General features: G+C 63.1%; 14 protein-coding genes. 2 read left to right on the top strand and 12 right to left on the bottom strand.

Going from position 1 to position 13,661, the window contains the following annotated elements; translation table 11 throughout:
- Positions 1-21: 21 nt before the first annotated feature.
- From fabG to NMB38_RS06600, 5 genes are all read right to left on the bottom strand, one after another.
- On the bottom strand, positions 22-762 hold the full coding sequence (gene fabG, locus NMB38_RS06620; protein WP_027914360.1) for a 3-oxoacyl-ACP reductase FabG: 741 nt from the start codon (positions 760-762) through the stop codon (positions 22-24).
- Positions 763-777: 15 nt separating this feature from the next.
- Positions 778-1,716, bottom strand: a complete 939-nt coding sequence (fabD, locus tag NMB38_RS06615) for an ACP S-malonyltransferase (protein ID WP_080992890.1) — start codon at positions 1,714-1,716, stop codon at positions 778-780.
- 147 nt (positions 1,717-1,863) lie between these two features.
- Positions 1,864-2,874 carry a phosphate acyltransferase PlsX gene (plsX, locus tag NMB38_RS06610; protein ID WP_111475463.1) on the bottom strand — a complete coding sequence of 337 codons (1,011 nt, stop codon included), beginning with the start codon at positions 2,872-2,874 and terminating at the stop codon, positions 1,864-1,866.
- A gap of 3 nt (positions 2,875-2,877) precedes the next feature.
- Positions 2,878-3,060 carry a 50S ribosomal protein L32 gene (rpmF, locus tag NMB38_RS06605; RefSeq protein WP_008096416.1) on the bottom strand — a complete coding sequence of 61 codons (183 nt, stop codon included), beginning with the start codon at positions 3,058-3,060 and terminating at the stop codon, positions 2,878-2,880.
- A gap of 13 nt (positions 3,061-3,073) precedes the next feature.
- Positions 3,074-3,601: a YceD family protein gene (locus tag NMB38_RS06600; protein ID WP_027914357.1), complete on the bottom strand. Its 528-nt coding sequence runs from the start codon at positions 3,599-3,601 to the stop codon at positions 3,074-3,076.
- Positions 3,602-3,696: 95 nt separating this feature from the next.
- Here NMB38_RS06600 and NMB38_RS06595 point away from each other — a divergent pair, with 95 nt between their 5' ends.
- Complete coding sequence (locus NMB38_RS06595; protein ID WP_027914356.1) at positions 3,697-4,275, top strand: Maf family protein; 579 nt, start codon at positions 3,697-3,699, stop codon at positions 4,273-4,275.
- A 44-nt stretch (positions 4,276-4,319) separates the two neighbouring features.
- Here NMB38_RS06595 and NMB38_RS06590 read toward each other — a convergent pair whose 3' ends face one another.
- From NMB38_RS06590 to rluC, 3 genes are read right to left on the bottom strand one after another with little or no spacing between them, the layout of a single operon-like run.
- On the bottom strand, positions 4,320-5,309 hold the full coding sequence (locus tag NMB38_RS06590; RefSeq protein WP_049696402.1) for a S49 family peptidase: 990 nt from the start codon (positions 5,307-5,309) through the stop codon (positions 4,320-4,322).
- 6 nt (positions 5,310-5,315) lie between these two features.
- The gene (locus NMB38_RS06585; RefSeq protein WP_059183198.1) at positions 5,316-5,990 is read right to left on the bottom strand and encodes an HAD family hydrolase; all 675 of its coding nucleotides are present in this window, start codon (positions 5,988-5,990) and stop codon (positions 5,316-5,318) included.
- Entirely contained in the window at positions 5,980-6,936 is a 957-nt protein-coding gene (gene rluC / locus NMB38_RS06580; RefSeq protein ID WP_023533098.1) for a 23S rRNA pseudouridine(955/2504/2580) synthase RluC, read from the bottom strand. Before rluC ends, NMB38_RS06585 begins: the two co-directional genes overlap by 11 nt.
- 794 nt (positions 6,937-7,730) lie before the next feature.
- Between rluC and rne the strand changes: the two genes are divergently transcribed.
- Complete coding sequence (gene rne, locus NMB38_RS06575) at positions 7,731-11,087, top strand: ribonuclease E (protein WP_059183199.1); 3,357 nt, start codon at positions 7,731-7,733, stop codon at positions 11,085-11,087.
- A 112-nt stretch (positions 11,088-11,199) separates the two neighbouring features.
- On the opposite strand, the gene murB is transcribed toward rne, so the two are convergent.
- The 4 genes from murB to NMB38_RS06555 are packed head-to-tail and all read right to left on the bottom strand — an operon-like array spanning position 11,200 to position 13,623.
- Positions 11,200-12,219, bottom strand: a complete 1,020-nt coding sequence (gene murB / locus NMB38_RS06570) for a UDP-N-acetylmuramate dehydrogenase (RefSeq protein WP_028687684.1) — start codon at positions 12,217-12,219, stop codon at positions 11,200-11,202.
- A complete protein-coding gene (locus NMB38_RS06565; protein ID WP_490806144.1) occupies positions 12,216-12,680 on the bottom strand; it encodes a low molecular weight protein-tyrosine-phosphatase in 465 nt (154 codons plus the stop codon). The genes murB and NMB38_RS06565 overlap by 4 nt, the downstream gene beginning before the upstream one ends.
- The gene (gene kdsB, locus NMB38_RS06560) at positions 12,680-13,441 is read right to left on the bottom strand and encodes a 3-deoxy-manno-octulosonate cytidylyltransferase (RefSeq protein WP_023533083.1); all 762 of its coding nucleotides are present in this window, start codon (positions 13,439-13,441) and stop codon (positions 12,680-12,682) included. Before kdsB ends, NMB38_RS06565 begins: the two co-directional genes overlap by 1 nt.
- The gene (locus tag NMB38_RS06555; RefSeq protein WP_003247142.1) at positions 13,438-13,623 is read right to left on the bottom strand and encodes a Trm112 family protein; all 186 of its coding nucleotides are present in this window, start codon (positions 13,621-13,623) and stop codon (positions 13,438-13,440) included. The genes kdsB and NMB38_RS06555 overlap by 4 nt, the downstream gene beginning before the upstream one ends.
- Between the last annotated feature and the right edge of the window lie 38 nt (positions 13,624-13,661).

Raw genomic sequence — 13,661 nt, 5'->3', positions numbered from 1 at the left:
CCGTCACATTGAACGGCGATATTACATGTACATCCCGCCATTGACGGGCACGGTTGCGCCCGTCACGTACGCTGCGCCGTCAGAGGCCAGGAACGAAACCACCTTGGCGATTTCATCTGCCTGACCCAGGCGGCCCAGCGGAATCTGGGTCTGCAGGGCTTCGCGCTGCGCTTCTGGCAGCTCGCGGGTCATGTCGGTATCGATGAAACCCGGAGTGACCGAGTTGACGGTGATACCGCGCGAGCCCACTTCCCGCGCCAGGGCACGACTGAAGCCTTCCAGACCGGCCTTGGCCGCAGCATAGTTGGCCTGCCCAGCGTTACCCATGGCGCCGACCACCGAGCCGATGCTGATGATACGGCCCCAGCGCGCCTTGGTCATGCCGCGCAACACGCCCTTGGACAGACGGTAGAGGCTGTTCAGGTTGGTATCGATGACATCGAACCACTCGTCGTCCTTCATGCGCAGCATCAGGTTGTCACGCGTGATACCCGCATTGTTCACCAGAACGGTCGGCGCACCGAACTGCTCGCCGATGGCCGACAGTACCGAATCAACCGATTCGGCGCTGGTCACGTTCAGCTCCATGCCGGTACCGGCAATACCATGTTCCTTCAGGGTCGCGGCAATACGCTCGGCACCCGAGGCCGAGGTCGCAGTACCGATGACGGTGGCGCCTTGGCGACCCAGTTCCAGGGCGATGGCCTGGCCAATGCCACGGCTGGCGCCAGTGACCAGTGCAACTTTACCTTGCAGGCTCATGCAAGCTTCTCCAAATCAGGCCAGTGCCGCACGCGTGGCGGCAACGGCGTCAGGGGTGTTGAGGTTGTAGGTGGTTACGCCATCGGCGCAGCGCTTGTTGAGGCCAGCCAGGACCTTGCCCGGACCGCACTCGACCAGGTGCACCGCACCGTTGGCAGCCAGCGCCTGGACGCACTCGACCCAGCGCACGGGCTGGTACAGCTGGGCCAGCAGATCACGCTTCAGCGCCTCCAGATCGGGTGCGATGGCAGCTGTCACATTCTGCACAACCGGAATCTGTGGCGCCTGCCACTCGATGGCATTGACCGCAGCGGCAAATCGTTCGGCCGCAGGTTTCATCAGCGCGCAGTGCGACGGTACGCTGACTGCCAGCGGCAAGGCGCGCTTGGCGCCTTTTGCCTTGCACAGCTCCATGGCCCGGTCCACGGCGGCCTTGTTACCGGCGATCACCACCTGGCCCGGCGAATTGAAATTGACCGCGCTGACGACTTCGTCTTCAGCCGCTTCGGTGCAGATCTGTACCACGACGGCGTCGTCCAGCCCCAGGATTGCGGCCATGGCACCGTGCCCGGCAGGCACGGCTTCCTGCATCAACTGGCCGCGGCGCTCGACCAGGCGAACGGCGTCCTTGAGGCTAATGCTGCCCGCTGCGACCAGGGCACTGTACTCACCCAGGCTATGACCCGAGACGAATGCAGGCTTGGCGCCGCCCTCCTCAAGCCACAGGCGCCATAGCGCAATGGAGGCGGTCAGAATGGCCGGCTGCGTTTTATCGGTCTGATCGAGTTGCTCTTGCGGACCTTCCTGAACCAGTTTCCAAAGGTCGTAACCCAGCGCCTCGGAAGCTTCCTTGAAGGTCTCGATGATCACCGGCTTCTGCGCGCCGAGCTCGGCGAGCATGCCCAGCGACTGGGAACCTTGACCTGGAAAGACGAATGCGAGAGATGCAGACATTGAACAAGCCCTTATGATCTTGTCGTCGGATAGAGGCGCCTGGCGCATGCCGGGCGCAGAATCTGAACATTTGGATGAAGACCGAAACCGTGCGGTCACATTTAAGCATTTCGTCGGCAAGACCGCTAAGCGCGGGCTCGCATCACACTACGTGAGCAAATCCTCCAGGCGACCATGGAGGCGCTTTGGCAGATTCTCCTGAATTTCGATCAGGGCGCGCTGGATTGCACTCTGAAAACCCTCCACGCCTGCCGCGCCGTGGCTTTTGACGACGATGCCCTGCAACCCCAGAAAGCTGGCACCGTTGTGCCGTGCCGGGGCCAGATCAGCCTGCACACGTTTGAGCAGCGGCATGGCCACAGCGCCTGCCAGGCGCGACAACAGTCCGCGCCTGAAGGCCTGCTCGATACGCTGCGCAATCATGGTGGCCAACCCTTCGCTGGACTTGAGCAGGATATTGCCAACGAAACCGTCGCAGACCACCACGTCCGCTGCCCCTTCGTACAAGCCGTCACCTTCGATGAAACCGACGTAATTGAGGCCGCGAGCCCCTTGCAACAGGTTTGCCGCCAGCCTGACCTGCTGATTACCCTTTATGTCTTCGGTGCCCACGTTCAGCAGTGCCACTCGCGGGCGCTGCACGCCCAGCGACTGCGCCGCCACCGACCCCATCACCGCAAACTGGTAAAGCTGCTCGGCCGTGCAGTCGACATTGGCGCCAAGGTCAAGCAGCTGGCAGTAGCCGGTGCGTGTCGGGATGGCGGCTACCATGGCTGGACGATCGATGCCTGGCAGCGTCTTGAGCACGCTACGAGACAGCGCCATCAGGGCCCCGGTATTACCGGCGCTGACACAGGCCTGGGCCTTGCCGTCACGCACCAGCTCCAAGGCAACACGCATGGATGAATCCGGTTTGCCGCGCAACGCCTGTGAAGGCCGCTCGTCCATACCGATCACTTCTGCGGCACCGAGAATGTGCAGGCGCGCGCGATCGGCAGCTGAATAGCCGCTGACAAGTTCTTCCAAGAGGGAGGGTTGACCGACGAGGGTCAGGTGAAGCGAGGGGGTAGCCGACAGGCAGGCGATGCTAGCCTGGACAATGCTGCGGGGACCGAAGTCCCCGCCCATTGCGTCGATCGCGATGATCTGAGCGGACAAGGATTACTCGTCAGCGCCCTTATCGATCACTTTGCGACCACGGTATACGCCTTCTGGCGAAACGTGGTGGCGCAGGTGCACTTCGCCGGTGGACTTCTCTACCGACAGCGCGTTTTCCGACAGGGCATCGTGCGAACGACGCATGTCACGGGCAGAGCGGGATTTTTTGTTCTGCTGAACAGCCATAATTGATTAACTCCTAAACGTTTGGGTCACGCTTTAACTGCGCCAAAACACTGAACGGGTTGGACCGCGATACCTCGTCCTTGCTCGAGTCGGGCTCGTCTGCGCCCGCCGGCTGCTGGCATTCTTCCGGATGATGAGCAGGCACGATGGGCAAGGCGAGCAACAGCTCTTCCTCGATCAGCGCCTGCAGATCCAATGGATCTTCGCCCAGTTCCAGCACGTCATAGCCTTTCGGCAACGACTGGGTATTCGCACCCTCCTTCACCACGGCGTAGGTACACTCGCTGTGGATCGGCAGGGTGACCAGCTCAAGACAACGCTGGCAAACCATCTTGACTTCGACATCCAGCTCGCTGTGGATAACCACAGTGTGCTGTTCGTCTCGTTCAAAATCGAACTTCGCCTGCACCGTACCGACATTGTCGGAAAGCGGGTCGCAGAGTCTTTCCAAATCAGCGAGTGGTAGCGAACCGCTAAGGGTTACGCCACGATCAGCCAATTTGCGCGGGTCAACGTGAGGTGGAATCGGGTCATTCAACATAGGCGCAGCATTCTAGGGATGCCCCCCGTCCCTGTCAAAGGAATTTGGTGGCATCGTGCGTGATAGGATGGGTTCAACCGAATCAGGAGCTTACCATGCTTGCACTGTTACTGGCTTCCAGTTCCCTTTATCGCCGCGAACTGCTTGCGCGCCTGCGCCTTCCGTTCACCTGGGCAAGCCCTGACATAGACGAAACGCGCCAGCCGCAAGAGCCTGCAATCGACCTGGTCCAGCGCCTGGCCATGCAAAAAGCCCAAGCCCTTGCGGGCAGCCACCCAAACCACCTGATCATCGGCTCGGATCAGGTCGCGGTGCTAGGCGAGCACATTCTGGGCAAGCCCCACACAGTCGAGCGAGCCTGCGAACAGCTGCTCGCCTGCAGTGGCCAGCAGGTAACGTTCCTTACCGCACTGGCGCTGCTCAACAGCGCCACCGGGCAGTGCCAGGTGGACTGCGTGCCGTTCACCGTGAAGCTGCGGACGCTGGACCGAGAGCGTATCGAACGCTACGTGGCAGCGGAAATGCCCCTCGATTGCGCCGGTAGTTTCAAGGCCGAAGGGCTTGGCGTGAGTTTGTTCGAAAGCACCGAGGGGTGCGATGCGACCAGCCTGGTGGGGCTCCCACTGATACGGCTCGTCGACATGCTGGCCCTGGAGGGAGTGCGTGTACCATAGCCAAACCGGGGGGTCGTGCACCGACCCCATAGAGGCGACTGGGCTTAACGCAATTGCGGGCCCTGGAAACCCATCCACATGGCCAGGCGCTCTGCCACGCTGGCGCCCATGCGCTTGGAGAAACGGTCCAGTGGCGATTCCTGCACGGTGAAATCCACCAGATCCTTTTCGCCCACCACCTCACGCGCCACATAGCTGGCACTGCCCAGGCCATCGATCAGGCCAAGCGCCTTGGCCTGCTCGCCGGACCAGACTAGGCCGCTGAACAGCTCCGGGTGATCCTTGTCCTTGAGTCGCTCGCCCCGCCCCTGCTTGACCATGGCGATGAACTGGTTGTGGGTGGTGTCCAGCACGCCCTGCCAGAACTGAGTCTCCTCAGGTTTCTGCGGTGAGAAGGGATCGAGAAACGCCTTGTGCTCACCGGACGTGTAGAGCCGGCGCTCCACGCCAAGCTTGTCCATGGCGCCAACGAAACCATAGCCCGCAGCCGTCACGCCAATCGACCCGACCAGACTGGCCTTGTCGGCATAGATCTCATCGGCGGCACTGGCGATGTAATAGGCTCCCGACGCACCCAGGTCGGTGATGACGGCGTACAGCTTGATGCCAGGGTGCTCGGCACGCAGGCGGCGAATCTCGTCATACACATAGCCTGCCTGCACGGGGCTGCCGCCCGGGCTGTTGATGCGCAGGACCACCGCCTTGGTCTTGCTGTCCTTGAAGGCATCGCGCAGGCCCTTGACGATGTTGTCGGCACTGGCAGCCTCCTGGTCGGCGATGACCCCGCGTACCTCCACCAAGGCTGTATGACTGGCACCGCCCGAGGCAGCCTTGTCCATGTCGGCCCAGGGCAGGAACAGCGCCAGGATGCCGAAGAGATAGATGAACGTCAGCAGCTTGAAAAAGATACCCCAGCGTCGCGACCGGCGCTGTTCCTGGATCCCCGCCAGCAAGGTCTTTTCCAGCAGCTTCCAACTTTTGCGCTCCTCGCGCTCCTCGGGCTCGGCCTCGGGGGCCTTCCATTCGCCTGCCATGCTCACCTACCTCGAAAATGAACCTGCGGAACCGGACAGCCACTCGCGCAGCTGGCCAAAGTGATCGATACAAACCTGCGGCCCGAACTCGGCCAGCGCCTGGAGCGACATTGCGCCATAACCCACGGCGACGCAGTGCATCCCCGCGTTACTGGCCATCTGCAGATCGAACGCAGAATCTCCGACCATCAGCGCATGACCCGGTTCGACGCCGCAATGGTCGAGTATTTGTTCGAGCATCAGTGGGTGGGGCTTGCCGCGCGTCTCATCGGCCGCACGCGTGATATCGAAAAACCGCTCAAGGCCGTTGGCCTTGAGCACCCTGTCAAGACCGCGGCGCGCCTTGCCGGTAGCCACCGCCATTCGATAGCCCTCGGCGCGAAAGGCCGCCAGCGATTCGACGACGCCGTCGAACAGCGGCGAAGGCTGTTGATCGAGCGCCGTGTAGACATCGGCATAGTGCTGACGAAAGCGCTCTACCTGCTCAGGTGGCAGACGCGGATAAAGGGTGTGGATCGCCTCGGCCAGCGACAGCCCGATGATCCCCTTGATGGCCTGCTCCTGACTGGGCGCGTGGCCGGCGCGCTCGGCAGCAACCTGCATGGCCTCGACGATGCGCCCGACGGAGTCGGCCAAGGTGCCGTCCCAGTCGAAGATCAGCAGCGCGTAGTCACGGCGCACTCAAACGCTCCACGGTCTTGGCCCACATTTCATCCACGGGCGCCTCCAACTTGAGCTCCCCACCATCCGGAAGCGGCACCGTCAGCGCATACGCGTGCAGGAAAAGACGCTTGCCGCCCAGCTCGCGGATTTCGCGACTGAAATCTTCGTCGCCATACTTGCTGTCGCCTGCGATCATGTGCCCGGCATGCAGGGCATGCACGCGAATCTGGTGGGTACGGCCCGTGATCGGGCGCGCCTCCACGAGGGTGGCGAAGTCGCCGAAGCGGCGCAGCACACGGAACAGGGTCAGCGCCTCCTTGCCTTCGTCGTTGACTTCGACCATGCGCTCGCCTGAGCGCAGGTTGCTCTTGAGCAGCGGTGCATTGACTTGCTTCTTCGCGGTTGGCCAGTGACCGCGCACCAGGGCCATGTAGCGTTTGTCCACGCCATCCCCGCGCAGCGCAGCATGCAGATGGCGCAGCATGCTGCGCTTCTTGGCGATCATCAGCAGGCCCGAGGTGTCCCGGTCCAGGCGATGCACCAGCTCCAGCTCCTTGGCATCAGGGCGCAACTGACGCAGCGCCTCGATCACCCCAAAACTCAGCCCGCTACCGCCATGCACGGCGATCCCGGCAGGCTTGTTCATCACGATCAACGCCTTGTCTTCGTGAACGATGGCGGCTTCGAGCCGCTGCAGCAGCCCCTGAGCCACCGGCGCCGGCTCGTCGCGCTCAGGCAGTCGCACGGGCGGCACCCGCACGATGTCGCCCGCCTGGATCTTGTACTCGGGCTTGACCCGACCTTTGTTCACTCGCACCTCGCCCTTGCGCAGGATGCGATAGACCAAGGTCTTGGGCACACCCTTGAGGGCTGTGATGAGAAAGTTGTCGATACGCTGGCCGGCAAGTTCCGGCGCGACTTCAATCAGCTGGACGCCGGAAGTCGGAGAGGTATTGGTTGTCATGGCGCAATCATACAATTTTTATGGAATTGAAGCACTTAATCATTGCTGCTATAGTCGCGAACGCCGCCATAAGCGGCAGGCCAGTGGAATCAGGCTGTGCGCCAGTCACTGACCTACGCAATTCTCCAGGACGCGAGGCCGTCCTACGGGGGTTCGCCAGTTTACCGAATTGCCTGGAATCGCCACCAGCGCCGTGTAGAGAAGACCGAAAATAAACGACAAGTGCGGTGTCAAACCTGCTTACACGCTTCTTTTCGCAGTACCTCTGCCCGCCCGTCGCTTCCACGCAACCCATGGCGAATGCCTCGGAAATACCTGCCTTGGACATGAATGGCGCCAGCGCAGAATCGCGCTGGCGAAAAATGCAACCCGTTGCGGATTCAGCGCGCGGCAGCACCCGAATTATCAGGGATACGTGCAGGGTGGAGATGCACAGCCCTCGGACCGTGTAGCACCGCGTCCGGCCACCAGCCCCATCATACGGCTGGCGAGCGGATAAGGTCCTGAACAGATGCCCCTGGGCGTCCACGGCTGAAGGTTGATTCCTCCTCCTGACTGAGTGCACCAGGCCCGCTTGGTTGATTCGGATAACAATTCGAAGCCTCCGGGGCCTTGTTGGCACCGCAGCAAAACAGGACGCGTCGTCGCGACAACGGCAGGCTGGGCAACCGGCTGGTGCCGAACGTCGCTCGACACGGGGGTGGTTAACCACCCTTTGCGCACCTTGGCACCGACCATGAGACGTCGTGTGTGCCGAACGCCGTTTCCGGCAGCCCGGAAACCGACGGTACAACATGAAAAGAATGCTGATTAACGCCACTCAACCCGAAGAGTTGCGCGTAGCCCTGGTGGACGGCCAACGCCTCTACGACCTGGATATCGAGTCCGGTGCACGTGAGCAGAAAAAGGCCAACATCTACAAAGGCAAGATCACTCGCATCGAACCTAGCCTCGAAGCCGCCTTCGTCGACTTCGGTTCCGAACGTCACGGCTTCCTGCCGCTGAAAGAAATCTCCCGCGAATACTTCAAGAAGGCCCCTGAAGGCCGCGTCAACATCAAGGAAGTGCTCAGCGAAGGCCAGGAAGTCATCGTCCAGGTCGAGAAGGAAGAGCGCGGCAACAAAGGCGCCGCCCTCACCACCTTCATCAGCCTGGCCGGCCGCTACCTGGTGTTGATGCCCAACAACCCACGCGCCGGCGGCATTTCCCGTCGCATCGAAGGTGAAGAGCGCAACGAGTTGCGCGAAGCGCTCAATGGCCTGACCGTACCAGGCGACATGGGCCTGATCGTTCGCACCGCCGGCCTTGGCCGCAGCAGCGAAGAGATGCAGTGGGACCTGGACTACCTGCTGCAACTGTGGACCGCCATCAAGGAAGCCTCACTGGACCGCGCCGCGCCGTTCCTGATCTATCAGGAAAGCAATGTCATCATCCGCGCCATCCGCGACTACCTGCGCCAGGACATCGGCGAAGTGCTGATCGACAGCATCGATGCCCAGGAAGAAGCCCTGACCTTCATTCGCCAGGTCATGCCGCAGTACGCCAGCAAGGTCAAACTGTACGAAGACAGCGTCCCGCTGTTCAACCGCTTCCAGATCGAGAGCCAGATCGAAACCGCGTTCCAGCGCGTGGTCGAGCTGCCATCAGGCGGTTCGATCGTGATCGATCCGACCGAAGCGCTGGTGTCCATCGACATCAACTCGGCACGCGCCACCAAGGGCAGCGACATCGAGGAAACCGCGCTGCAGACCAACCTGGAAGCGGCCGAGGAAATCGCCCGCCAGCTGCGCCTGCGTGACATCGGCGGCCTGATCGTGATCGACTTCATCGACATGACCCCTGCCAAGAACCAGCGCGCCGTGGAAGAGCGCGTGCGTGAATGCCTCGAGGCCGACCGCGCTCGCGTGCAGGTTGGCCGCATCTCGCGCTTCGGCCTGCTGGAAATGTCCCGTCAACGCCTGCGTCCGTCGCTGGGCGAAAGCAGCGGCATCGTCTGCCCGCGCTGCTCGGGCACCGGCATCATCCGTGACGTGGAATCGCTGTCGCTGGCTATCCTGCGCCTGATCGAAGAAGAGGCCCTGAAGGATCGCACTGCCGAAGTCCGTGCCCAGGTGCCGATCCCGGTGGCCGCCTTCCTGCTCAACGAGAAGCGCAATTCCATCACCAAGATCGAGCTGCGTACCCGTGCACGCATCATCATCTTGCCGAACGATCACCTGGAAACCCCACACTTCGAAGTCCAGCGCCTGCGCGACGACAACCCTGAAGTACTGAACAACCAGTCCAGCTACGAAATCGCCGCCAGCGAGACCGAAGAAGCGCCACAGCCGACCGCCACCCGCACCCTGGTTCGCCAGGAAGCCGCTGTGAAAACCGCCCCGGCCCGTGCGAACGCACCTGTGCCTGCCACCGAGCAGCCACAGCCTGCGCCAGCCGCCGCCCCTGCCCCAAGCGCCCCGGAGCCCAGCCTGTTCAAGGGCTTGGTGAAGTCGCTGGTGAGCCTGTTCGCTGGCAAGGAAGAACCTGCTGCCGCGCCTGTCGCCCCTGCCGCTGAAAAGCCGACTACCGAGCGCAGCCCGCGCAACGAGGAACGTCGTAACGGACGCCAGCAGAGCCGTAACCGTAACGGTCGTCGTGACGAAGAGCGCAAGCCGCGTGAAGAGCGTGCCGAGCGCGCCCCGCGCGAGGAACGCCAGCCACGCGAGGAGCGTGCTGCGCGTGAAGAACGTGCACCACGAGAAGAACGTGCCCCGCGCGAAGAGCGTGCACCACGCCAGTCGCGCGAGGACCGTCGCGGCAACCGTGGCGAAGAGCGCGTGCGTGAACTGCGCGAGCCGTTGGACGCTACACCGCCAGCAGAACGCGAGGAGCGTCAGCCGCGTGAAGAGCGCGTAGCCCGCGAAGAACGTGCTCCACGTGAAGATCGCGCGCCTCGCGAAGAACGTGCTCCGCGTGAAGAGCGCGCACCTCGCGAAGAACGTGCTCCGCGTGAAGAGCGCGCGCCTCGGGAAGAGCGTGCTCCGCGTGAAGAGCGCGCCCCACGTGAAGAGCGCGCACCTCGCGAAGAGCGTGCTCCGCGTGAAGATCAGGCGCCTCGTGAAGAGCGTGCAGCCCGGGAAGAACGCGCCCCGCGCCAACCTCGTGAAGAACGTCAGCCACGCGCGGCCGAGGAAGCAGCAGAACACGCCGCCGAGCTGGCCGAAGAGCAACTGCCGAACGAAGAGCAACTGCAGGATGAGCAGGACGGCAACGATGGCGAGCGTCCGCGCCGCCGCTCGCGTGGCCAGCGTCGCCGCAGCAACCGTCGCGAGCGCCAGCGCAACGCCAATGGTGAGTTGATCGACGGTGAAGAAGAAGGCAGCGAAGAGCAGCCTCAACAGCGCCAGGCCACCGAGCTGGGCGCAGAGCTGGCCGCAGGCGTCGCGGTGACCGCTGCGGTTGCGACCAGCAACATCAGCACCGACGCCGAGGCCCAGGCCAATCAGCAGGCCGAGCGCGCTACCGCCGAAGTCGCCGCTGTTGCCCCAACCGACAGCAGCGAAATCGCCCAACCGGTCGAGCAGGCTGACGCTGTGGCCCAAGCAGAAGCGGCCGCCGTGGCCCCGGCGGTCGAGCAGCCAGTCAGCGAACCAGCGCCGTTTGTCGAGGCCTCGGCCGAGCCAGTGGTTGAGGTTGTCCCGCAGCCGGCAATTGAACAAGCCTCCGTTGCTGAGCCAGCCGCGGCCACCGAAACTGCAGCCGTTGAAGCCCCGGCAGACGTTCAGGCACCTGAAGCACCAGTCACTGAAGTGCCCGCGGAAGCCCCGGCCATCGAAGCCGGCGAAATCGAGCAGGCACCTTCCGTGATCGAGGTTGCCCTGGTAGCCGAACAGCCCGCCCCGGCGGTCGAGGCCCAGCCAGAGGTGGCCGAGCCAGAGGTTGTGGCCGAGCCTGAAACGGCCGCGCCTGAGCGTGAGCCAGCAGCCGCCGCAGCCGCCGTGGCAGAGCCTGCCACCGTCATGCTGTCCAACGGCCGCGCACCAAACGATCCACGTGAAGTGCGTCGCCGCAAGCGTGAGGCTGAGGCTGCCGCCAAAGCCGCCCAGGCTACCGCCGCTACCGACGCGCCAACGTCAGAGACCGCCGACGAGCCGAAAACCCATCAGGGTTGATAGCCAAGGCTGAATGAAAAAGCCCCGCCAGTGCGAACTGGCGGGGCTTTTTCTTGGCCGGGCGTTTACCCTTATGGACGGACACGGCGCCTGGACGACGCTGTAGGCAGCATCAATAAAGATTGGGCTCCATCTCAAGCTCAACCCCGAACCGCTCCAGGATGTCGGCCTGGATTCGCCGCGCCAGAGCGTGCATTTGCGCCCCGCTCGCCTGGCCATGGTTGACCAGCACCAGCGACTGCAGGCGATGCACCCCGGCATCGCCTTCGCGATAGCCCTTCCAGCCCGCCCGCTCGATCAGCCAGCCCGCTGCCAGCTTCACTTGGCCATCGGCCTGAGGGTAGGCAATGACATCTGGATGCTGCGCACGAATGCGCTCAACCACCTGCGCCGCGACTACGGGGTTCTTGAAGAAACTCCCGGCATTACCCAGCTCGGCCGGATCAGGCAATTTCTCACGACGAATACTGCAGATAGCATCACTGATGGCCTGCGCAGTGAGCACGGTGCTGCCCTGCTCGGCCAGGCGCTGACGCACCGGGCCGTAGTCCAAGCGCGCCTGCAAGGTGCGACTCAAGGCGAAACGCACACGCAGTATCAGCCAGCGACCAGGGTTACGCTTGAACAGGCTGTCACGGTAGCCGAACGCGCAGTCGGACAAGGCGAAGTCACGGACTTCACCCGTCTTGCGGTCCAGCGCGGTCAAGCCAGCGAAGACATCCTTGATCTCGACGCCATAAGCGCCCACGTTCTGCATGGGTGCAGCGCCTACTGTGCCGGGAATCAGGCTGAGGTTCTCCAACCCGCAAAACCCCTGCGCGAGCGTCCACTGCACAAACGGGTGCCAGGCCTCACCCGCCTCGGCCTCGACCACAACGTGTTCGCCATCGTCAGTGAGCACGCGACGACCCTGGGTTGCGACGTGCAGCACCAGGGCATCGACATCGCGGGTCAGCAGCAGGTTGCTGCCCCCACCGATCACCAGCACCGGTACACCCTGCTGCTGCGCACCGTCCAGCGCCTGACGCACCTGCAGGTCGTCTTTGGCCTGGATGAAATAGCGCGCTTTCACGTCGATGCCAAAGGTGTTGTACGGCTTGAGCGAGACCTGCTCCTGCCAATGCTCGGTCATAACCGCCCCTTGATTTCCACGACCAGCGCTTGGCAGGCGGTTTCGATCAGGTCGAGCACCTGCTCGAAGCCGTCGGCACCGCCATAGTACGGGTCTGGCACTTCATCGAGCGCAAAACCGTAGCGGCGCAAAAACAGGTCGAGCTCACCCACTGCCGTGGACGGGCGCAGGGCACGCAGATCGCGCAGGTTGCTCTGATCCATCGCCAGGATCAGGTCGTACTCGGCGAAGTGCGCCACCTTGACCTGCTGGGCACGCTGCTTCGACAGGTCGTAGCCACGTGCCAGCGCGGCCTTGAGGGTGCGGCTATCGGGCGCCTTGCCAACGTGCCAGTCGCCCGTACCGGCCGAGGCTACCTGCACCTGATCGGCAAGCCCTGCGGCCTGCAGTTGATGACGCAGCACGCCTTCGGCAGTAGGCGAGCGGCAGATGTTGCCCAGGCACACGAACAGAACGCGCATCAGGCCTCCAGCAAGCGCCGTACGCGCTCCAGGTCTTCAGGGGTGTCCACGCCCACGGCGGGGGCCTCGATGGCATCTTCCACATGAATACGCACGCCGTGCCACAACGCACGCAGCTGCTCCAGCGCCTCGGTCTGCTCCAGCCAGCATGGGCCCCAGCCGACGAAATCATGGAGGAAACCAACCCGATAGGCATACATGCCGATATGGCGACGGTAAGGCACACCGGGTGGCAGATCCTGGCCTTTGGCAAACGCATCGCGGGCCCACGGCAGCGGCGCACGGCTAAAGCTCAGGGCCAGGCCGTTCTTGTCGCTCACCACCTTGACTGCGTTGGGGTTGAACACCGCTTGCGGTTCGTGGATCAGCTCGGCCAAGGTCGCAATACCGGCTTGCGGGTTAGCCGCCAGGTTGGCGGCCACCTGGTCGATGATCACTGGCGGAATCAGCGGCTCGTCACCCTGCACGTTGACCACGATGGCGTCGCTGGGCAGACCGAGCTGCACGGCCACCTCGGCCAGTCGGTCAGTGCCGGATTCATGGTCGACGCGGGTCATCAGCACTTCGGCGCCAAATGCCTGGCAAGCTTCGTAAATGCCGGCATCGTCGGTTGCGATGACGACACGGCTGGCGGCACTTCGGCGCGCCTGTTCCCACACGTGTTGCACCATTGGCTTGCCGGCGATGGGCAGCAGGGGCTTGCCTGGCAAGCGCGTGGAGCGCAGGCGGGCTGGAATGACGACAGTGAAATCCAGGCTCATTTGTCCAGGCGCTCATCATCGGTCAGGGTACGTGCCTCGCTTTCCAGCATGACCGGGATACCGTCGCGAATGGGATAGGCAAGGCCGGCGCCCTTGCTGATCAGCTCGGTCTTGTCGGCGCTGAGCTTGAGCGGGCCCTTGGTGATTGGGCAGGCCAGGATATCGAGCAGTTTGGTGTCCATAAAAGGCTTCCTTTGGCCAGATGGCCGACATTGAAAAC

The organism is Pseudomonas sp. FBCC-B35 (assembly GCF_059133755.1).
This window is presented reverse-complemented; position numbering and strand designations above follow the sequence as displayed.